Source organism: Dechloromonas agitata is5, assembly GCF_000519045.1.
Taxonomy (GTDB): Bacteria; Pseudomonadota; Gammaproteobacteria; order Burkholderiales; family Rhodocyclaceae; genus Azonexus; species Azonexus agitatus.
Genome location: NZ_KI912532.1, coordinates 2,126,781 through 2,146,373 on the forward strand (window position 1 = coordinate 2,126,781; position 19,593 = coordinate 2,146,373).

Annotated in this window: 20 protein-coding genes; all 20 read left to right on the plus strand. The window is 61.4% G+C overall.

Features of this window, described 5'->3' with window-relative positions:
• Nucleotides 1–52: 52 nt before the first annotated feature.
• The 20 genes from K420_RS0110410 to K420_RS0110505 all read left to right on the plus strand — a co-directional run bounded on the left by K420_RS0110410 (nt 53) and on the right by K420_RS0110505 (nt 19,592).
• Nucleotides 53–1,402, plus strand: a complete 1,350-nt coding sequence (locus K420_RS0110410) for a dicarboxylate/amino acid:cation symporter (RefSeq protein ID WP_027458006.1) — start codon at nt 53–55, stop codon at nt 1,400–1,402.
• 151 nt (nt 1,403–1,553) lie between these two features.
• On the plus strand, nt 1,554–2,558 hold the full coding sequence (locus tag K420_RS0110415; RefSeq protein ID WP_027458007.1) for a TRAP transporter substrate-binding protein: 1,005 nt from the start codon (nt 1,554–1,556) through the stop codon (nt 2,556–2,558).
• A gap of 67 nt (nt 2,559–2,625) precedes the next feature.
• Nucleotides 2,626–3,411, plus strand: a complete 786-nt coding sequence (locus K420_RS0110420) for a TRAP transporter small permease (RefSeq protein WP_027458008.1) — start codon at nt 2,626–2,628, stop codon at nt 3,409–3,411.
• Nucleotides 3,408–4,691, plus strand: a complete 1,284-nt coding sequence (locus K420_RS0110425) for a TRAP transporter large permease (RefSeq protein ID WP_027458009.1) — start codon at nt 3,408–3,410, stop codon at nt 4,689–4,691. Before K420_RS0110420 ends, K420_RS0110425 begins: the two co-directional genes overlap by 4 nt.
• Before the next feature lie 105 nt (nt 4,692–4,796).
• A complete protein-coding gene (locus K420_RS0110430; RefSeq protein WP_027458010.1) occupies nt 4,797–5,483 on the plus strand; it encodes a hypothetical protein in 687 nt (228 codons plus the stop codon).
• Nucleotides 5,484–5,555: 72 nt separating this feature from the next.
• Nucleotides 5,556–5,984 (plus strand): nucleoside-diphosphate kinase, encoded by a 429-nt coding sequence (gene ndk / locus K420_RS0110435; RefSeq protein ID WP_027458011.1) that lies wholly within the window; start codon nt 5,556–5,558, stop codon nt 5,982–5,984.
• A gap of 10 nt (nt 5,985–5,994) precedes the next feature.
• Entirely contained in the window at nt 5,995–7,089 is a 1,095-nt protein-coding gene (gene rlmN / locus K420_RS0110440; RefSeq protein WP_027458012.1) for a 23S rRNA (adenine(2503)-C(2))-methyltransferase RlmN, read from the plus strand.
• Nucleotides 7,089–7,892, plus strand: coding sequence for a type IV pilus biogenesis/stability protein PilW (pilW, locus tag K420_RS0110445; RefSeq protein WP_035854725.1), 804 nt, complete (start codon nt 7,089–7,091; stop codon nt 7,890–7,892). The genes rlmN and pilW overlap by 1 nt, the downstream gene beginning before the upstream one ends.
• Nucleotides 7,889–8,836, plus strand: coding sequence for a RodZ domain-containing protein (locus K420_RS0110450; protein WP_027458014.1), 948 nt, complete (start codon nt 7,889–7,891; stop codon nt 8,834–8,836). The genes pilW and K420_RS0110450 overlap by 4 nt, the downstream gene beginning before the upstream one ends.
• Before the next feature lie 3 nt (nt 8,837–8,839).
• Entirely contained in the window at nt 8,840–10,069 is a 1,230-nt protein-coding gene (ispG, locus tag K420_RS0110455) for a flavodoxin-dependent (E)-4-hydroxy-3-methylbut-2-enyl-diphosphate synthase (RefSeq protein WP_027458015.1), read from the plus strand.
• On the plus strand, nt 10,066–11,358 hold the full coding sequence (gene hisS / locus K420_RS0110460; RefSeq protein ID WP_027458016.1) for a histidine--tRNA ligase: 1,293 nt from the start codon (nt 10,066–10,068) through the stop codon (nt 11,356–11,358). Before ispG ends, hisS begins: the two co-directional genes overlap by 4 nt.
• 5 nt (nt 11,359–11,363) lie before the next feature.
• Nucleotides 11,364–12,002 carry a YfgM family protein gene (locus K420_RS0110465; protein WP_027458017.1) on the plus strand — a complete coding sequence of 213 codons (639 nt, stop codon included), beginning with the start codon at nt 11,364–11,366 and terminating at the stop codon, nt 12,000–12,002.
• Nucleotides 12,002–13,162 (plus strand): outer membrane protein assembly factor BamB, encoded by a 1,161-nt coding sequence (gene bamB, locus K420_RS0110470; protein WP_027458018.1) that lies wholly within the window; start codon nt 12,002–12,004, stop codon nt 13,160–13,162. Before K420_RS0110465 ends, bamB begins: the two co-directional genes overlap by 1 nt.
• Complete coding sequence (der, locus tag K420_RS0110475) at nt 13,159–14,490, plus strand: ribosome biogenesis GTPase Der (protein WP_027458019.1); 1,332 nt, start codon at nt 13,159–13,161, stop codon at nt 14,488–14,490. Before bamB ends, der begins: the two co-directional genes overlap by 4 nt.
• A gap of 76 nt (nt 14,491–14,566) precedes the next feature.
• On the plus strand, nt 14,567–14,803 hold the full coding sequence (hfq, locus tag K420_RS0110480) for an RNA chaperone Hfq (RefSeq protein WP_011288708.1): 237 nt from the start codon (nt 14,567–14,569) through the stop codon (nt 14,801–14,803).
• A gap of 63 nt (nt 14,804–14,866) precedes the next feature.
• A complete protein-coding gene (gene hflX / locus K420_RS0110485; protein ID WP_027458020.1) occupies nt 14,867–16,021 on the plus strand; it encodes a GTPase HflX in 1,155 nt (384 codons plus the stop codon).
• Between the two features lie 37 nt (nt 16,022–16,058).
• Nucleotides 16,059–17,372, plus strand: coding sequence for an FtsH protease activity modulator HflK (gene hflK, locus K420_RS0110490; protein ID WP_027458021.1), 1,314 nt, complete (start codon nt 16,059–16,061; stop codon nt 17,370–17,372).
• Nucleotides 17,372–18,259, plus strand: a complete 888-nt coding sequence (hflC, locus tag K420_RS0110495) for a protease modulator HflC (RefSeq protein ID WP_027458022.1) — start codon at nt 17,372–17,374, stop codon at nt 18,257–18,259. The genes hflK and hflC overlap by 1 nt, the downstream gene beginning before the upstream one ends.
• Nucleotides 18,256–18,441, plus strand: a complete 186-nt coding sequence (locus K420_RS0110500; RefSeq protein WP_027458023.1) for a DUF2065 domain-containing protein — start codon at nt 18,256–18,258, stop codon at nt 18,439–18,441. The genes hflC and K420_RS0110500 overlap by 4 nt, the downstream gene beginning before the upstream one ends.
• Nucleotides 18,438–19,592 (plus strand): ATP phosphoribosyltransferase regulatory subunit, encoded by a 1,155-nt coding sequence (locus K420_RS0110505; protein ID WP_027458024.1) that lies wholly within the window; start codon nt 18,438–18,440, stop codon nt 19,590–19,592. Before K420_RS0110500 ends, K420_RS0110505 begins: the two co-directional genes overlap by 4 nt.
• The last annotated feature ends 1 nt before the right edge of the window (nt 19,593 follow it).

Below are 19,593 nucleotides of genomic sequence, written 5' to 3' on the forward strand. Positions count from 1 at the left end.
CTGAAGATACTGCGCCCCGATAATTTCATCCGCCATTTCGGAGACAGTATTCATGGCCAGGAAGTCGATATTCCACAGTCTGTACGTGCAGGTTCTGATCGCCATCGCGCTGGGCGTCGCCCTCGGGCATTTCTACCCATCAGCCGGCGCCGACATGAAGCCGCTCGGCGATGCCTTTATCAAGCTGATCAAGATGATCATCGCCCCGATCATCTTCTGCACCATCGTCGTCGGCATCGCCGGCATGGAAGACATGAAGAAGGTCGGCAAGACCGGCGGCTACGCCGTGCTGTATTTTGAAGTGGTCAGCACCATCGCCCTGGTCATCGGCCTGATCATCGTCAATCTCTGGCAGCCGGGCGCCGGCATGAACGTCGATCCGAGCACGCTCGACACCAAGGGCATCGACAAGTACGTCGGCCCGGGTAAGATGCAGTCAACCACCGAGTTCCTGATGAACATCATCCCGACCAGCGTGGTCGATGCTTTCGCCAAGGGCGACATGCTGCAGGTGCTGTTCTTCTCCATCCTCTTCGGCTACGCCATGCACGCCTTTGGTGAGCGCGGCAAGCCGGTGTTCGAGTTGATCGAAAAGCTGTCGCACGTGCTGTTCGGTATCGTCGGCGTGATCATGAAGGTCGCTCCGATCGGCGCTTTCGGTGCCATGGCCTACACCATCGGCAAGCACGGCGTCGGCAGCCTGGTGCAGCTGGCCAACCTGATGGGGGCCTTCTACCTGACCTGCGTCGTTTTCATTCTCGGTGTGCTCGGCACCATCGCCAAGGTGCATGGTTTCTCGATCATCAAGCTGATCAAGTACATCAAGGAAGAGTTGTTCCTGGTGCTCGGCACCTCGTCGTCGGAATCTGCCTTGCCGCGCCTGATGGCCAAGATGGAAAACGCCGGTGCCCAGAAGTCGGTGGTCGGTCTGGTCGTGCCGACCGGCTACTCGTTCAACCTGGACGGTACTTCGATCTACCTGACCATGGCCGCCGTGTTCATTGCCCAGGCAACCAATACGCCGATGGATCTGTCGCAGCAGATCACGCTGCTCGTCATCCTGCTGCTGACCTCGAAGGGGGCGGCTGGCGTCACGGGTTCCGGCTTCATCGTGCTGGCTGCTACCTTGTCTGCCGTCGGCACCGTGCCGGTGGCCGGCCTTGCGCTGATTCTCGGTATCGACCGCTTCATGTCGGAAGCCCGCGCCCTGACCAATTTCATCGGCAACAGCGTCGCCACGCTGGTTGTTGCCAAATGGTGCAAGGCGCTGGATGTCGACCGCATGAACGCCGTGCTCAACGATGAAACTGCCGACGAGGCGGATCATCCGGAGTTGGTACTGGACGACGCGCCGGACATCATGATTCCCCATGTGCCGCGCCCGGTGGTTGAGCACCACTGATCGTTTCCTCGCGATACCACAAACCGCCGGCCAGTCCGGCGGTTTCTGTTTGTGGGTCGCTACTGTGGTTTTCCACAATATTCGATGGTTACGCCTTTGGTAATACTTTGCTCCAGTCGTAATTAAACGACCCATTGCCTGGAGGAGAGATATGAAAATTTCTAATTTGCTGGTTGGCTTGTTCGCCTGCGCCATCTCGCTGGGGGCCTATGCCCAGCAGCCGATCGTCATCAAGTTCAGCCACGTCGTGGCGGCCGATACCCCGAAGGGCAAGGCAGCCGAGATGTTCGCCAAGAAGGCGGCCGAACTGACCGGTGGCAAGGTCAAGGTCGAGGTCTACGCCAACTCGACGCTGTACAAGGACAAGGAAGAAATGGAGGCGCTGCAACTGGGTGCCGTGCAGATGCTCGCCCCGTCGCTGGCCAAGTTCGGCCCGCTCGGCGTCAAGGAATTCGAGGTCTTCGACCTGCCGTTCATCTTCAATGGCTACGACGACCTGCACAAAGTGACCACCGGCGCCGTCGGCAAGCAGTTGCTGGCCAAGCTGGAGCCCAAGGGCATCCGTGGTCTGGCTTTCTGGGACAACGGTTTCAAGTCCTTCTCGGCCAATTCGCCGATCAAGACCCCGGCCGACCTCAAGGGCAAGAAGATGCGCATTCAGTCCTCCAAGGTGCTTGAGGAACAGATGCGTTCGGTTGGCTCGATGCCCCAGGTGATGGCCTTCTCCGAAGTTTATCAGGCCTTGCAGACCGGCGTGGTCGACGGTACCGAGAACCCGATCTCCAATCTGTACACCCAGAAGATGCATGAAGTGCAGAAGCATCTGACCCTGACCGACCACGGTTATCTGGGCTACGCAGTCATCGTGAACAAGAAGTTCTGGGACGGCCTGCCGGCGGATATCCGCAAGCAACTGGAAGACGCGATGGAGCAGTCCACCCGCTACGCCAACCAGATCGCCAAGGTCGAGAACGACAGCTCGCTGGAAGCCGTGAAGAAGAGCGGCAAGACGGCTGTCTATGTGCCGACCAAGGAAGAGCGCCTGGCCTTCAAGAAGGCGATGGTGCCGGTGCATCAGAAGATGGAAAGCCGTGTCGGCAAGGAAACCATCCAGGCGGTGTATCGCGATATCGGCTTCAAGCCGGACAGCCTGTAACGCCAAGCTGGCCTGAAAATATAACGACGGGGGCTGCGGCCCCCGTCATTCAATCGGGGGAACTCTCATGTTAAACAGAGCACTTAACCACCTCGAAGAACTGCTGGTCACCTTCCTGATGGGCGCGGCGACCTTGATCATCTTCGTTTCGGTGGCACACCGCTATCTGGCCGGGGTCGAAATTCCCGGCCTGCAGGACTGGTTGCTCAGCCTCAATTTCAGCTGGGCGCAGGAATTGTGCATCATCATGTTCGTCTGGATGGCCAAGTTCGGCGCTGCCTATGGCGTGCGCACCGGCATCCACGTCGGCGTCGATGTGCTGATCAATCGTCTGGATGACTCGAAACGCGGCAAGTTCATCGTTTTCGGCCTGCTCGCCGGGGCCTTGTTCACCGGCATCGTCGCCACGCTTGGCGCCACCTTCGTCTGGGAAAACGGCGCCCACTATGCGTTCTACACCTTCTTCGGCATCGAGCAGGAAGGCTTGTTCGAAGGGCCGATCACGCCCGACCTGGAATGGCCGACCTGGATCGTCTACAGCGCCATTCCGCTCGGTTCGTCGCTGATGTGCTTCCGCTTCCTGCAGGTCACGGTCGGCTTCCTGAAGACTGGCGAATTGCCGCACCACGACCACGGCCATGTCGATGGCCTAGACGAAGAAGCCCCACTGCCGGTCGATGTTGATGTGTATGGCATGGGTGACAACCTGCACATGCATGACCTGAAGCACACGCAAATCGGTGAACGCCGCAGCGGTGACGAACGTCGTCAGGGCCAGTCCGGCCACGATGAGGGTGAGCGCCGGCACGGTGAGCGTCGTCAGTCGCAAGACAAGCAAGGAGACCAGCAATGAACGCCCTGGTAATTTTCAGCCTGCTGGCTGTCCTCATGCTGACCGGCATGCCGATCTCGATTTCGCTCGGCCTGACCGTGTTGACCTTCCTGTTCACGATGACGCAGGTGCCGCTGGAGTCCGTGGCACTCAAGCTGTTCACCGGTATCGAGAAGTTCGAGATCATGGCCATCCCGTTCTTCATCCTGGCCGGCAACTTCCTGACCCACGGCGGGGTGGCGAAACGGATGATCAACTTCGCCACGTCGATGGTCGGTCACTGGTATGGCGGTCTCGGTCTGGCCGGTGTGCTGGCCTGCGCCCTGTTCGCGGCGGTATCCGGTTCCAGCCCGGCGACTGTCGTGGCGATCGGTTCGATCCTGCTGCCGGCGATGGTCAAGGCAGGCTTCCCGAACCGCTTTGGTGCCGGGGTGATCTCGACCTCCGGGGCGCTTGGCATCCTGATCCCGCCGTCCATCGTCATGGTGATGTACTCGGTGGCGACCAATACCTCGGTCGGCGCCCTGTTCATGGCTGGCGTCATCCCGGGCCTGGCCCTGGCGGCAACGCTCGGCGGCGTCACCTGGTACCGCGCCCGCAAGTTCAACTACCCGCGTCAGCCGAAAGCCTCGTGGGCGCAGCGCTGGGACAGTTTCCGCAAGTCCGTCTGGGGTCTCTTCCTGATCGTCGTCGTGATGGGCGGTATCTACTCCGGCATCTTCACGCCGACCGAAGCCGCTGCCATGTCGGCCGTCTATGCCTTCATCGTCGCGGTCTTCATCTACAAGGACATGGGCCTGAAGGACGTGCCGAAGGTGCTGCTCAACTCGGCCAACATGTCGGCGATGCTGCTCTACATCATCACCAACGCCGTGCTGTTCTCCTTCATCATGACCAACGAGAACATCCCGCAGGCGCTGGCCGACTGGATGCTGGGCAATGGCCTCGGCGTCATCACCTTCCTGCTCGCGGTCAACGTCATCTTGCTGCTCGCCGGTAACTTCATGGAGCCGTCGTCGATCGTGCTGATCTTCGCCCCCATCCTGTTCCCGGTGGCGACGGCGCTGGGCATCCATCCGGTGCATTTCGGCATCCTGATGGTGGTGAACATGGAGGTCGGCATGTGCCATCCGCCGGTTGGTCTCAACCTGTACGTGGCGTCCGGCATCACCAAGATGGGCATTACCGAACTGACCATTGCTGTCTGGCCGTGGTTGCTGTCAATGCTGGTCTTCCTGGGTGTGGTCACCTACTGGCCGGGGCTGTCGCTGTGGCTACCGCAGCAGTTGGGCATGCTCTGAAGCTGCTTTCCCCCTGATCCGAAAAACCCCGGTCGCGTACCGGGGTTTTTTTTGCGACCGGGCGCTATGGCACAATCCACCGCCTGTTCTCAAGCTCGAAACACCATGAAATTTGCCCTCTCCATCATCGCCCTGATCCTGCTCGCCCTGATCGTTCCCTTCCTGATTCCCGACGTGGCCAAGCAGGAGGGCGTCGATCCAAACGCCAATCTGCCCTGGCAGGTGGAGGTCGATGGCCAGGGGGGCAGCAAGGTTTTCGGTCTGCAACCGGGGGTCAGTACCCTGAGCGAGGTGCGGCAGAAATTGGGGCAGGAAATCGACGTTGCGATCATTGCCGAACCCAACGAAACGGGTGCGCTGGAGGGCTATTACGCCCAGGTGTCGCTCGGCTTTGTGCTGGCACGCGTCATCGTCACGGTCGATGCACCGGAAGCGGCGATTGTCGCCATGCGGGAACGGGCGCTGAAAGCGCAGCACATGGAAAGCACGACCCGCAAGATCACCCTGCACCCCGATGATTTGGCCGCCGTCGACGGCATGCCGGTGCGGGCGATCAGCGTCATTCCGACGGTCAATCTCGACGAGGCGACGGTGATCCAGCGTTTCGGCCCGCCCGGCGAGCGTCTGGCAGTGTCCGAAAAACGGGTGCATCTGCTCTATCCGGACAAGGGGCTGGATGTCGTCGTCGATGGCGATGGCAAGGAACTGCTGCAGTATGTTGCGCCGCGTCAGTTCGCCTTGCTGCGCGAACCTCTCGCCCGCTTGCCGGTCGAAAAGCCCGCTGGACGGTGAAGCGGACGCCAGGCGATGGAGTCTGCTAAAATTGTCCGTTTTTCAACTGACTAGCTTTCTCGGAGCAAACCCATGGCTATCGAACGCACCCTTTCCATCATCAAACCGGACGCCGTCAAGAAGAACGTCATCGGCCAGATTTATTCCCGTTTTGAAGCAGCCGGCCTGAAGGTCATCGCCGCCCGCATGACCTGGCTGTCCGAGCAGGAAGCCGGCCAGTTCTATGCCGTGCACAAAGAGCGCCCCTTCTTCAAGGATCTGGTTTCCTTCATGACCTCCGGTCCGGTCATGATCCAGTGCCTGGAAGGCGAGAACGCCATCGCCAAGAACCGTGAGCTGATGGGCGCCACCGACCCGAAGAAGGCCGAGAAGGGCACCATCCGCGCCGACTTTGCCGAATCCATCGACGCCAATGCCGTGCATGGCTCCGATGCTCCGGAAACCGCTGCCGTGGAAGTGGCTTTCTTCTTCCCGGGCATGAATACCTACGCTGGCCGCTAAGCAACACCGCATGACCGTCAATCTGCTGGATTTCGATGCCGATGGCCTGACTGCCTGGTTTGCCGAGCAGGGCGAAAAGCCCTTCCGCGCCAAGCAGGTGTTGCGCTGGATGCATCGTTCCGGCGTGGCGGACTTCGCTGCCATGACCGACATCGCCAAGAGCTTGCGTGAAAAGCTCAAGGCGAGGGCGGTCGTGGCCCCGCCGGCTGTCGTTTCCGACAAGGTTTCGGACGATGGCACGCGCAAGTTCCTGATCGATGTCGGCAATGGCAATGCTGTCGAAACGGTGTTCATTCCCGAGGATGACCGCGGAACGCTGTGCATTTCCACGCAGGCCGGTTGCGCACTCGACTGCGCCTTCTGTTCGACCGGCAAGCAGGGTTTCAACCGCAACCTGACGGTGGCGGAAATCATCGGCCAGCTGTGGCAGGCCAACAAGGCCCTCGGCGTCGTGCATGGTGACGAACGCGTCATCTCCAACGTCGTCATGATGGGCATGGGCGAGCCGCTCGCCAATTTTGAAAACACCGTCGCCGCGCTCAAGTTGATGCTCGACGACAACGCCTACGGCCTGTCACGCCGCCGTGTCACGGTGTCCACCTCCGGTCTGGTGCCGGTCATGGACCGCCTGCGCGAAGAATGCCCGGTCGCCCTGGCGGTTTCGTTGCATGCGCCGAACGACAAGCTGCGCGACGAACTGGTGCCGATCAACCAGAAATACCCGTTGAAGGAGCTGATGGCCGCCTGCCAGCGTTACCTGGAAAAGGCGCCGCGCGACTTCATCACTTTCGAATACACCATGATCGACGGCATCAACGATTCCGAAGCCCATGCCCGCGAACTGCTGGCCCTGGTGAAGAACGTGCCGTGCAAATTCAACCTGATTCCCTTCAACCCCTTCCCGGGTTCGCCGTTCAAGCGCTCACCGGCGGAGCGGGTGCGCCGCTTTGCCGATATCCTGATGCAGGCTGGCATCGTCACCACGACGCGCAAGACGCGCGGCGACGACATCGATGCGGCATGCGGCCAACTGGCCGGGCAGGTCAAGGACAAGACTAAACGCACTTCTGGACGCGTAATCCCCCTGATGGAGGCTAGATCGTGATGTTTGCATCCCTCTCCGTGAAGCAATGGGCGCTCGGTATCAGCCTGGCGTTTTGCTGCACCCTGCCAGCCATTGCCCAGCAATACCAGTTCAACAATCCGGCGGGCCAGGAACCGAAGAACACGGATCCGCGCAATCGGGCCCGGATTCATACCGAACTGGGTGCCATGTACTTCCAGGCTGGCAATTACGCGGTCGCCCTCGACGAGTTGCAGATTGCGCTCAATGCCGATTCCAGCTATTTCCAGGCATATAGTGTGCGCGGCCTGGTTCATACGGCGCTCAAGGAAAACGACAAGGCCGAGAGCGATTTCCGACGTGCGCTGGACATCGCGCCGAACGACCCCGAGGTCAACAACAACTATGGCTGGTACCTCTGCGAAACGGGCAAGGAGCGTCAGTCGATCGCCTATTTCCTGAACGCGTTGAAAAGTCCGCTGTACGAGACGCCCGACCGGGCCTACACCAATGCAGGTACTTGTGCGCTGAAGGCGGGTGACCTGGAAGGGGCGCAGAACTATCTGCTCAAGGCTGTTCAGTTGTCGCGCGATGGTGCCATGACGGCCCGTCTGGAACTGGCCAAGTTGTTCTATCGACGCGGGATTCTCGAAGAGTCGCGCATCTACCTGAACGATGCGCTGAAGATGATGGAGCCGCCTTCGGCCGAGGCGCTCTGGCTCGGTGTCCGTCTTGAACGGCGGCTCGGCAACCGGAATGCCGAGGGGGGGTTTGCCTCGCAATTGCGCAGCCGTTATCCGTCGTCGGCCGAATATCAGGAATTCCTCAAGGGTAATTTTGAATGAGCGAGCAGGTCAGTAGCCAGGATGCAGTGATCGAGGAGGCGCCGCCCCTCGTTGCCGAAACGCCGGTGGGTGCGCAGTTGCGCCAGGCCCGCGAAGCGCGCGGGTTGCAGCTTGCCGATATCGCGCAGACACTCAAGCTCGGCCTGCGCCAGGTTGAAGCGCTGGAGGGGGGCGATTGGCAGCACCTGCCCGGCCATACCTTCATACGCGGCTTCGTGCGCAATTACGCCCGTCTGGTGCAGGTCGACGCGGCCCCGCTGATGGCCCAACTCGACCGCATTCTGGAAAAGCCGGTCGATAATCTCGGCAAACAGGATACCGGGCCGGCGCCGATGCCCTCCTCGATCACCTCGGGCAGCGCCCGCCGCGACCGTCAGGTGATGGCGCTCGGCCTTGGCTTCGTCGCCCTTGCCGCCGCGCTCTATTTCCTGATGCCCGGCGATTTGTCGGCTTGGCGCGAGCGTGCCCAATCGCTGATCGATTCGCTGTCGCGCAAAGATGCCGCTGAGTCGGTTCCGGCTACGTCGCCGGCGCCGGCGACCGAACAAGCGGCCAGCGCTGTCAATGAGCCGGTTTTTCCGCCTGGATCAACGCAGCAGCAGATCATGTATCCGCAGGTCCTGGCCCCGGCGGACGCCCCAGCGCCAGCCAGTGCCCCGGTGCCGGCCGCTGCACCGGAGGCCCAGGGGGTGACACAGGCCGTCGCAGTGCCCCAGTTGCGCTTCCTGTTCGACAAGGATTCCTGGATCGAAGTCCGCGATCGCGACAACAAGGTGATTTTCTCGCAGCGCCTCAGTGCCGGTGCCGAGCAGGCGGTTTCCGGCCAGGGACCGTTGTCGCTGACGATTGGTTACGCACCGGGCGTTCGCCTGTTCTGGCGCGGCCAGCCGGTCGACCTGGCACCGCACACCAAGGGCGATGTCGCCCGCCTGGTTCTGGAGTAAGCCGTGAGCGCCGTGAGCAAGCGTCCGACCCGCGCCACATCCATCGCCCACATCCGCATCGGCGGTGATGCGCCGGTCGTTGTCCAGTCGATGACCAACACCGATACCGCCGACTACCTGGCCACTGCCATCCAGTGTGCCGAGTTGGCCCGTGCTGGCTCCGAACTGGTGCGGATCACGGTCAATACGCCGGAGGCGGCGGCGGCCGTGCCGAAGATCCGCGATCATCTCGACAAGATGAACTGCAACGTGCCGCTGATTGGCGATTTCCACTACAACGGCCATCGGCTACTGCTTGATGAGCCGGCCTGTGCCGAGGCGCTGGCCAAGTACCGGATCAATCCGGGCAATGTCGGTTTTGGCAAGAAGAAGGACGAGCAGTTCGCCCAGATGGTCGAACTCGCCTGCCGCTACGACAAGCCGGTACGCATCGGCGTGAACTGGGGCAGTCTGGATCAGGAATTGCTGGCCCGCATCATGGACGAAAACAGCAAGCGGGCCGAGCCGCTCGATGCGACGGAAATGATGCGCCACGCCATGGTCACTTCGGCCCTCGAATCGGCCGCCAAGGCCGAAGAGGTTGGCCTGGCCGGCGAAAAGATCATCCTGTCCTGCAAGGTTTCGAGTGTGCAGGACTTGATCGCCATTTACCGCGAACTGGCGAAGCGCGCCGATTACGCCTTGCATCTCGGCCTGACCGAGGCCGGCATGGGATCCAAGGGCATCGTCGCCTCGACGGCCGCCCTGTCCGTGCTGCTGCAGGAAGGCATCGGCGATACCATTCGCGTCTCGCTGACGCCGGAACCGGGTGGTTCGCGCTCGCAGGAAGTCATCGTCGCCCAGGAGATCCTGCAGACCATGGGCTTGCGTGCCTTCACACCGATGGTCGCGGCTTGCCCCGGGTGTGGCCGGACGACCAGCACGTTTTTCCAGGAACTGGCTGGCGAGGTCCAGGATTTCGTGCGTGCCAGGATGCCGGAGTGGAAGCTGCATTACGACGGTGCGGAAAACATGACGCTGGCCGTCATGGGCTGCATCGTCAATGGCCCCGGTGAATCGAAGCACGCCAATATCGGCATTTCGCTACCGGGCACCGGCGAAGCGCCATCGGCCCCGGTTTACGAAGATGGCGTCAAAACTGTGACGCTGAAGGGCGATAACATCGCCAGCGAATTCAAGGACATCATCGAGCGCTACGTCCAGCGCACCTACAAGAAGAAACTGCAAGCATGAGTCAAACCCTCCAGTCCGTACGCGGGATGAATGACATCCTGCCGGACGAAGCCGAATCCTGGGAACTCTTCGAAGATATCGTCCGTTCCTGGCTGAAAGCCTACGGCTACCGGCCGATCCGCATGCCCATCGTCGAACCGACGCCGCTGTTCAAGCGTGCCATCGGCGAAGTTACCGACATTGTCGAGAAGGAAATGTATTCCTTCGAAGACAGCCTGAATGGCGAGGCGCTGACACTGCGCCCGGAAGGCACGGCCGGTTGCGTGCGGGCGGTCATCCAGCATGGCCTGGCGAATCAGATTCCGCGCCGTCTTTATTATTTCGGTCCGATGTTCCGCCATGAACGGCCGCAGAAGGGCCGTTACCGCCAGTTCCATCAGGTCGGTGTCGAGGCGATCGGCTTTGCCGGGCCGGACATCGATGCCGAAATGATCCTGATGGGCGCCCGCCTGTGGGATGACCTGGGTCTCGACGGCATCGAACTGCAAATCAACAGCCTCGGCCAGCCGGAAGAACGGGCCCAGCACCGCGCGGCGCTGATCGCCTATTTCGAGGAGCACGCCGAGATTCTCGACGAAGATGCCAAGCGCCGCTTGTATACCAACCCGTTGCGCATTCTCGATACGAAGAATCCGGCCCTGCAGGACCTATGTGCTGCCGCACCGAAGCTGATCGATTATCTCGGCGAAGCATCGCTGGCCCACTTTGAAGGCGTACAGCGCGTGCTGCGCGATGCCGGCATCCCGTTCACGATCAATCCGCGCCTGGTACGTGGTCTCGACTACTACAACCTGACCGTCTTCGAATGGGTTACAGACCGTCTCGGTGCCCAGGGTACGGTCTGCGCCGGCGGCCGTTACGACGGCTTGGTCGGTCAGCTAGGCGGCAAGCCGACGCCGGCTTGCGGCTTCGCGATGGGGGTCGAGCGCCTGATCGCGTTGATCAAGGAATCCGGTGGTGAACCCTCGGCCCCGGCGCCGGACGTCTACGTCGTGCATCAGGGAGACGAGGCGGCTCGCCTGGCCTTCCGCGTCGCCGAAGGCCTGCGCAACGAGGGCATCGATGTCCTCTTGCATTGCGGTGGCGGTTCCTTCAAGTCGCAGATGAAGAAAGCCGACAGTAGCGGTGCCACTTTTGCCGTGATCATTGGCGACGATGAAGCGGCGACCGGTGAAGCACAACTGAAGGCGCTACGCGAAGAAGGCGTGGAACAACGTAAACTGAAAGTCGATGACCTGGCCGATGCCATTTTCGACCAACTGATTGATTCGGAAGACGAAGAGGAATAAGCAGCATGGCGCATTACGACCTCGAAGAACAGGAACAGATCGACACGCTGAAAACCTGGTGGAAGCTTTACGGCAATCTGGTAACCGGACTGGTCATGGCGGGTTCACTGGCCGTCGTTGGCTGGCAGGGCTGGAACTGGTACCAGGGGGGACAGGCCGCCAAGGCCGCGGCAATCTACGGCGTTCTCGAACAGGCCGCGGCGGCGGGGGACGCGCAGAAGGTCAAGGCGGCAGCCGGCGAACTGGCTGAGAAATTCGGTAGCACGACCTATGCCTCGCTGGGTGCAATGGTCGCCGCCAAGCAATCGTTCGACGGTGGCGACCTGAAAACCGCCAAGACCCAGCTGGCCTGGGTGGCCGAGCATGGCAAGAACGAGGCGCGCGACCTTGCCCGCTTGCGTCTGGCAGCCGTGCAGCTCGACGAGCAGGCTTACGATGATGCCCTCAAACAACTGGAGGGGGCGCATGCACCAGCCTTCGCAGCCCGCTTCCTCGAATTGAAGGGCGATGTGCTGAGCGCCCAGGGCAAGAAGGTGGAAGCCCGTGCGGCCTACAAGGCAGCACTCGACAAACAGGACGACAAGCCCTCCGCCAGTCGTGAATTGCTCCAGCAAAAACTCGACAGCCTGGGCGAGGCCGCCTGATGTCGCGCCGCCTTGCCACCCTGTTCGCTGCCGCCGGCTTGCTGCTCGGCGGTTGCGCCACCATTTCCGATGGCCTGGATGCGATCAACCCGTTCTCCAGTTCGGGCCCGAAAATGGCTCCGCTGCCGCCGCTCAAGCCGACGGCCGATGTTCGGATCGCCTGGTCGGCCAGCATTCCCAAGGCCGGTGATTACAGCTTCACGCCGGCCGTGGTCGAGGGCGTTGTCTATGCCGCCGGGGCCAAGGGTGCGCTGAGCCGCATCGAGGACGGCAAGACGGTATGGAAGATCGATGCCGACCAGCCGCTGTCGGCCGGGGTTGGCGCCAATCACAAGCTGGTCGTCGTTGCGACGCCGAAGGGTGAGGTGCTGGCTTTCGCCGCCGACGATGGCAAGCCGTTGTGGAAGGCCAAAGTGTCGTCGGAGGTGCTCGCCTCCCCCGTGGTCGGGGATGATGGTGTCGTCGTCAAGAGCGGCGACAATCAGGTATTCCTGCTCGATGCCACGGATGGTGGGCGCAAATGGGCCTACCAGCGGGCGACGCCGCCGCTCTCCGTGCGCAGCGCGGGTTCCCCGGTCCTGGCCGATCGCTATGTTTTTGTCGGCTATCCGGGCGGCAAGCTGGTCGCCCTTGCCATTCAAAATGGTGCGCCGGTCTGGGAAGGTACGGTCGCCCTGCCCAAGGGCGCGACCGAACTGGATCGCGTGGCTGATGTTGTCGCACCGCCGGTGGTTGATGGCCGTCAGATTTGCGCTGTCGCCTTCCAGGGGCGCATTGCCTGCTTTGACATGGGGCAGGGCGGCGCCATGGTCTGGTCGCGGGATATCTCCTCGGTTAGCGGTTTGGCGATGGACGGCCGCTACCTGTTTGTCACCGACGACAAGGGCACCGTCTACGGGCTCGACCGCCTGTCCGGCAGCAGCCTGTGGAAGCAGGACAAGCTGAAGAATCGCCGCCTCTCGGCTCCCGTCATCCGGCGAGGCCTGGTTGTCGTGGCCGATGCGGAGGGTATTGTTCATTTCCTGTCGCGGGAAGACGGTAGTTTTGCCGCCCGCCAGAAAACCGATGGCACGCCGGTTCGCGCGCCGCTGCAAGCGCTCGGTTCCGCCGTGCTGGTCCAGACGACCGGTGGCGAGGTCAGCGCGATCGAGGTGCAATGAAACCGACGCTCGTTCTGGTTGGCCGTCCCAATGTCGGCAAGTCCACGCTGTTCAACCGCCTGACCAAGTCGCGCGACGCCATCGTGGCCGATTTGCCCGGCCTGACCCGCGACCGCCATTATGGCCACGGCAAACTGGGCAAGAAACCCTATCTGGTCGTTGACACCGGCGGTTTCGAGCCGCTGGTCAAGGATGGTATCCTGCATGAGATGGCCCGCCAAACCGAGCAGGCCATCGCCGAAGCCGACGCCATCATCTTCGTGGTCGATGGCCGCACCGGCCTGACGCCGCACGACAAGGAAATCGCCAACAAGCTGCGTCGGATCGACCGCCCGGTCTTTGTCGCGGTCAACAAGGCCGAGGGCATGAATGCCGGCATGGTCGAGGCTGATTTCCACGAACTGGGCTTGGGCGAGCCGAATGCCATTTCTGCGGCCCATGGCGAAGGGGTGCGCGGCCTGGTCGAAATGGCCCTGGAAAGCTTTCCGGAGCCGGAAGAGGACGAGTGGCACTCGGACGCCGTGCGCGTCGCCATCGTCGGGCGTCCGAACGTCGGGAAATCGACGCTGATCAATACCCTGCTCGGCGAAGAGCGCGTCATCGCCTTCGATGCGCCGGGCACGACCCGCGACTCCATCGAAATCGACTTCGAACGCGGCGGTCGCAAGTACGTGCTGGTCGATACGGCCGGCATGCGCAAGCGGGGCAAGGTGTTCGAGGCGATCGAGAAATTCTCGGTGGTCAAGACGTTGCAGTCCATCGAAGATGCCAACGTCGTCATCCTGATGGTCGATGCCCAGGCCGACGTATCCGACCAGGATGCCCACATTGCCGATTTCATCGTGCAATCCGGTCGTGCCCTGGTCGTTGCAGTCAACAAGTGGGACGGGCTTGATGCCTATACCCGCGAGCAGACTCGCCAGGTCCTGCAGCGCAAGCTGAAATTCCTCGATTTCGCCAAGTTCCACTTCATCTCGGCACGCGAGAACATTGGCCTGGAAAATCTCTTCAAGTCGGTCGATGCCGCTTATGCCGCAGCGATGGCCAAGATGACGACCCCGCGTCTGACGCGCGTCCTGATCGATGCCGTGGCCAAGCAGGCGCCGGCCAAGCACAACGTTTTCCGCCCGAAGCCGCGCTACGCCCACCAGGGAGGATCCAACCCGCCGATCATCGTCATCCACGGCAACGCGGTGGACCATATTACTGACAGCTACCGACGCTATCTTGAGCATACCTTCCGCGAAGCCTTCAAACTGCAGGGAACGCCCTTGCGTATCCAGTTCGTTACCGCGAAGAACCCGTTTGCAGACAAAGACAAGAAATAATCTGCAAATTCTTTGGCATCGCTGTTCAATTTTGGGTACATTAGGACCCTCATAACAACACCATGGAGTCCACACCATGAGCAACAAAGGGCAACTCTTACAAGACCCCTTCCTCAATGCGCTTCGTCGCGAGCATGTCCCCGTCTCGATTTATCTGGTCAACGGCATCAAGTTGCAGGGTCAGGTCGAGTCTTTCGATCAGTACGTCGTTCTGCTCAAGAACACGGTAACCCAGATGGTGTACAAGCACGCCATCTCGACGGTGGTTCCGGCTCGCCCGGTCAACCTCCAGCAGGAACAGGCGGCCGAATAATCAGCCCCTGTCTGGCAGCCCGCCAACCTGGCGGGCTCGCGTTTCTCTCTCCAGGAATTTCCCATGATTGAACGACCGGCCGCCGGCGAACGCGCGGTGATCGTTCAGCTCGACTTCGGTCAGGCCGACATCGAGGACCAGCTTGAAGAAGTTCGCCTGCTGGCCGAGTCGGCCGGCGGTTTTGTCGCTGCCGAAGTGCGTGGGCGGCGGCAGAGCCCCGATCCCAAAACCTATGCCGGCAAGGGGAAGGTCGATGAGATCGGCGCCATGGTCGCGGCCGGTGAGGCCGATCTGGTGATTTTCAATCATGACCTGTCGCCGGCCCAGCAGCGTAATCTGGAGCGGGAGTTGAAGTGTCGCGTCATCGACCGTACCAGCCTGATTCTCGACATCTTTGCGCTGCGCGCCTCCAGCGCCGAAGGTAAGCTGCAGGTCGAACTGGCGCAGCTGGAACATCTTTCCACCCGCTTGGTGCGCGGCTGGACCCACCTCGAAAGGCAGCGCGGCGGTATCGGTATGCGCGGCCCGGGTGAAAAACAGCTCGAAACCGATCGCCGTTTGCTCGGAAATCGCGTCAAGCTGCTCAAGGAGCGCCTGCAGAAATTGACCCGGCAGCGTGGCGTGCAGCGCAAGGCCCGCATGCGTGGTGACGTGCTCAGCGTATCGCTGGTTGGCTACACCAACGCCGGCAAGTCGACCTTGTTCAATGCGCTGACCCATGCCGGGGTCTACGCGGCCAACCAGTTGTTCGCGACGCTCGACACCACTTCGCGCAAATTGTGGATCGAGGGGGCCGGCAATATCGTCATTTCCGATACGGTGGGTTTCATCCGCGATTTGCCGCACTCATTGGTCGATGCTTTCCATGCCACCCTGGAGGCAGCGACCGACGCCGACGTCCTGCTGCATGTTGTGGATAGTGCCAGTCACGCGCGGGATGAACAGATTGCCGAGGTTGACAAGGTACTGGCGGAAATTGGTGCTGAACGCGTGCCACAGGTTCTTGTCTGGAACAAGATAGACCTCACTGAGGCAGCTTCCGGGGTCGAGCGGGACGAGTATGGTAATATCGCGCGCGTTCGTGTCAGTGCGCGCTCGGGCGAGGGACTCGACCTGTTGCGCGAAACCCTGGCCGAATACGCCCGTGCCAAGGCCGAGGCGCGCAGGAAGGCGCTGGACGAGGCCGAACGCGAAGCTCATAACGACTACATCTATTGAATCCCCAACATTCATGATTCCTACCGTAGGTATATTCATGTCGCTCAATGACCCGCAGTGGGGCAGTCGTGGTGGCGATGACGGCGATAAAAAGCCGGGCGGCAATGGGCCGCGTCGTCCCAATGATGGACCTCCCGATCTGGAAGATCTCTGGCGTGACTTCAACCGCAAGCTGAACGGCATGTTCGGCAACAAGCGCGGAGGGGGCGGTGGCAACGGTGGCGGCGATGGTCCGCGCATGCCGCAGATCGATTTCAATCCGAGGTTTCTGGGGGGCGGCATCGGCCTGCTGATCGGCTTGATCGCGATCGTCTGGCTGGCTTCCGGTTTCTACATCGTCGATGCCTCGCAGCGTGGCATCGTGCTGCAGTTCGGCAAGTTTAATGAAACGACCGAACCGGGCCTGCGCTGGCGCTTGCCCTATCCGATCCAGTCACATGAGCTGGTCAATCTGACCGGCGTGCGTACCATCGAGATCGGCTATCGCGGCAGCGAGCGCAACAAGGTGCTCAAGGAAGCCTTGATGCTGACCGACGACGAGAACATCGTGAACATCCAGTTCGCTGTTCAGTACATCCTGAAGGATCCGGTCGAGTACCTGTTCAACAATCGCCATCCGGACGATGCGGTGATGGGTGCTGCCGAGACGGCCGTGCGTGAGATCGTTGGCAAGAGCAAGATGGATTTCGTGCTCTATGAGGGGCGTGAGCAAATCGCTACCCAGGCAGCCAACCTGATGCAGGAAATTCTGGACCGCTATCAGAGTGGCATCCAGATTTCCAAGGTCACCATGCAGAACGCCCAGCCGCCCGAGCAGGTGCAGGCGGCATTTGACGATGCCGTCAAGGCCGGACAGGATCGCGAGCGCCAGAAGAACGAAGGCCAGGCCTACGCCAACGACGTGATCCCCAAGGCCAAGGGCACGGCTGCCCGTTTGATGCAGGAAGCGGATGGCTACAAGCAACGGGTGATCTCGACCGCCGAAGGTGATGCCTCCCGCTTCAAGCAGGTAGTCACCGAGTATGCGAAGGCGCCCGAGGTGACGCGTCAGCGGATGTATCTCGATACCATGCAGCAGATTTACGCCAACACCAGCAAGGTCATGGTCGACGCCAAGGGGCAGGGGAATCTGCTTTACCTGCCGCTCGACAAGCTGATGCAGGCGGCGGCCGCCACCGTGCCGCAGCAGGCGACGGAAGTACAGGCGCCGTCCGCGATCGTTCGCCCGAATGCACCGCTGTCGTCGGAGGCGCCGCCGCAAATGGAAAGCGCGCCGAAGGTGGGGGGTACCTCATATTCTTCAAGTTCGCGCGATGGTTCGCTGCGTTCGCGTGACCGGGAGGGGCGTTGATGAGCTCGCGTATCAATCTGTTTGGGGCGGTCGTCGCAACTGCCCTGGTTGGCCTCGCGATGTCGATGTTTACCGTCGATCAGCGCCAGTATGCCGTGGTGTTCCAGCTGGGCGAGGTCAAGCGGGCAATTGCCGAGCCGGGCCTCTATTTCAAGGTGCCGATGGTGCAGAACGTGCGCTATTTTGAAAAGCGCATCATCACGCTGGATAACGCCGAGCCGGAGCGTTTCATTACCTCCGAGAAGAAGAACGTGCTGGTTGATTCCTACATCAAGTGGCGCATCATTGATCCCAAGCTCTTCTACATTTCGGTGGGCGGGGACGAATCACGGGCCAAAACGCGTTTGAACCAGACCGTCAATGCCGGCTTGCGCGAGGAATTCGGCAAGCGCACCGTGCATGATGTAGTGTCTGGCGAGCGTGACAAGATCATGGACCAGATGCGCGAGAAGGCCGATTCCGACGCGCGCAAGATCGGTGTGCAGATCGTCGATGTCCGCGTCAAGCGGGTCGAACTGCCGACCGAGGTCAGCGATGCCGTCTATCGCCGCATGGAGGCGGAACGCAAGCGGGTCGCCAACGAGTTGCGTTCGGAAGGTGCCGCCGAGGCCGAGAAGATTCGCGCCGATGCCGATCGCCAGCGGGAGATCATCATTGCCGAGGCCTATCGCGATGCCCAGAAGATCAAGGGCGAGGGCGATGCCAAGGCGACCAGCACCTACGCCCAGGCCTTTGGCCAGAATCCCGAGTTCTACGCCTTCTACCGCAGCCTCGAGGCCTATCGCGGCAGCTTCAAGAGCAAGAACGACGTCCTGGTCGTCGAACCGAACTCCGAATTCTTCAAGTACATGAAGAGTTCGGGGCGTGGAAACGACAAGGGCAAATGATCTCGACGCTGTTGCTCGCCTTCGCGCTGATGCTGGTGCTCGAAGGCCTCATGCCTTTTGTCGCACCGGCTGCTTGGCGTGAAACCTTTCGCCGTCTCATTCAATTCTCGGATGGGCAGATTCGCTTCGTGGGCCTGACCTCGATGCTGATCGGCCTGATCCTCCTGATGCTCTTCTCATGAACTGGCTGTTACCCGAATACCTTGCCGACGCACTGCCCGCCGAGGCCGAACGCATCGAACGCCTGCGCCGGACGGTGCTTGATCACTTCCGCAGTCGCGGTTTCGAACTGGTCATGCCACCGATGCTGGAGTACCTCGAATCGCTGCTGACCGGTGCCGGCCAGGATCTCAAGCTGCGCACCTTCAAGCTGGTCGACCAGCTGTCCGGCCGGACCATGGGCGTGCGGGCTGATATCACCCCCCAGGCGGCGCGTATCGATGCGCATCTGCTCAACCATCGGGGCGTCACCCGCCTGTGTTATTGCGACAGCACGCTGCACACCCTGCCGGCGACCATTTCCGCCAGCCGCGAACCCTTGCAGATCGGCGCCGAATTGTACGGTTACGCCGGCATAGCCGCCGATCTCGACATCATTCGCCTGATGGCCGGGGCGTTCGACAAGATCAAGTTGCCGCTGAGTCGCATTGACCTCGGACATGTCGGGATTTTTCAGGCGCTGGCCGAGGCGGCGGGCTTGCCGGAAGACGCCGAAGAAAACCTGTTGAGCCTGTTGCAGGCGAAGGATGTGCCGGGTCTGATCGAAGCGTGTGCCGAAGTGCCAGCGCCCTATCGCGAGGCGTTGCTGCGCCTGCCGCAACTGTACGGTGGGGCCGAGGTGCTGGAGCGCGCTGCAGCCGAACTGCCGCCCCTGCCGGCGATTACTGCAGCGCTGGATGGCTTGCGCCATCTGCTGGCCGGGGCGCCCGAGTTGCCGTTCTCGATCGACCTGTCCGATCTTCGGGGCTACCACTATCACAATGGAGTGGTCTTCGCGGCCTACTGTGACGGCTACCCGGCAGCCATTGCGCTGGGTGGTCGATATGACGGCGCCGGCAAGGCCTTCGGTCGGGCACGGCCGGCGACCGGCTTTTCGATGGACTTGCGAGAGGTCGGTCGGTTGGCGCCGGCCGCTAGGAGCGCGGGTGCGATCCTGGCGCCACATGTCGGGAAGGATCAGCGTCTGGCGGCCCACATTGCCGCCCTGCGCGAACAGGGAGAGGTTGTCGTCGAGCTGCTGCCCGGCGAAACTGCCTGCGAAGGGCCGGTTTGTGACCGTAAACTGGTCTTGGTCGGCGAGCATTGGATTATTGAAGCAATACAAGAGGACTGAA

Excerpts from the sequence above, each read along its gene's own strand:
- K420_RS0110430 (WP_027458010.1), top strand. The coding sequence starts at position 4,797 with ATGAAATTTGCCCTCTCCATCATCGCCCTGATCCTGCTCGCCCTGATC.
- rlmN (WP_027458012.1), top strand. The coding sequence starts at position 5,995 with ATGACCGTCAATCTGCTGGATTTCGATGCCGATGGCCTGACTGCCTGG.
- hfq (WP_011288708.1), top strand. The coding sequence starts at position 14,567 with ATGAGCAACAAAGGGCAACTCTTACAAGACCCCTTCCTCAATGCGCTT.
- hflC (WP_027458022.1), top strand. The coding sequence starts at position 17,372 with ATGAGCTCGCGTATCAATCTGTTTGGGGCGGTCGTCGCAACTGCCCTG.
- K420_RS0110410 (WP_027458006.1), top strand. The coding sequence starts at position 53 with ATGGCCAGGAAGTCGATATTCCACAGTCTGTACGTGCAGGTTCTGATC.
- K420_RS0110500 (WP_027458023.1), top strand. The coding sequence starts at position 18,256 with ATGATCTCGACGCTGTTGCTCGCCTTCGCGCTGATGCTGGTGCTCGAA.
- hisS (WP_027458016.1), top strand. The coding sequence starts at position 10,066 with ATGAGTCAAACCCTCCAGTCCGTACGCGGGATGAATGACATCCTGCCG.
- K420_RS0110505 (WP_027458024.1), top strand. The coding sequence starts at position 18,438 with ATGAACTGGCTGTTACCCGAATACCTTGCCGACGCACTGCCCGCCGAG.
- hflK (WP_027458021.1), top strand. The coding sequence starts at position 16,059 with ATGTCGCTCAATGACCCGCAGTGGGGCAGTCGTGGTGGCGATGACGGC.
- K420_RS0110420 (WP_027458008.1), top strand. The coding sequence starts at position 2,626 with ATGTTAAACAGAGCACTTAACCACCTCGAAGAACTGCTGGTCACCTTC.
- der (WP_027458019.1), top strand. The coding sequence starts at position 13,159 with ATGAAACCGACGCTCGTTCTGGTTGGCCGTCCCAATGTCGGCAAGTCC.
- K420_RS0110415 (WP_027458007.1), top strand. The coding sequence starts at position 1,554 with ATGAAAATTTCTAATTTGCTGGTTGGCTTGTTCGCCTGCGCCATCTCG.
- K420_RS0110450 (WP_027458014.1), top strand. The coding sequence starts at position 7,889 with ATGAGCGAGCAGGTCAGTAGCCAGGATGCAGTGATCGAGGAGGCGCCG.
- hflX (WP_027458020.1), top strand. The coding sequence starts at position 14,867 with ATGATTGAACGACCGGCCGCCGGCGAACGCGCGGTGATCGTTCAGCTC.
- K420_RS0110465 (WP_027458017.1), top strand. The coding sequence starts at position 11,364 with ATGGCGCATTACGACCTCGAAGAACAGGAACAGATCGACACGCTGAAA.
- ndk (WP_027458011.1), top strand. The coding sequence starts at position 5,556 with ATGGCTATCGAACGCACCCTTTCCATCATCAAACCGGACGCCGTCAAG.
- K420_RS0110425 (WP_027458009.1), top strand. The coding sequence starts at position 3,408 with ATGAACGCCCTGGTAATTTTCAGCCTGCTGGCTGTCCTCATGCTGACC.
- bamB (WP_027458018.1), top strand. The coding sequence starts at position 12,002 with ATGTCGCGCCGCCTTGCCACCCTGTTCGCTGCCGCCGGCTTGCTGCTC.
- pilW (WP_035854725.1), top strand. The coding sequence starts at position 7,089 with ATGTTTGCATCCCTCTCCGTGAAGCAATGGGCGCTCGGTATCAGCCTG.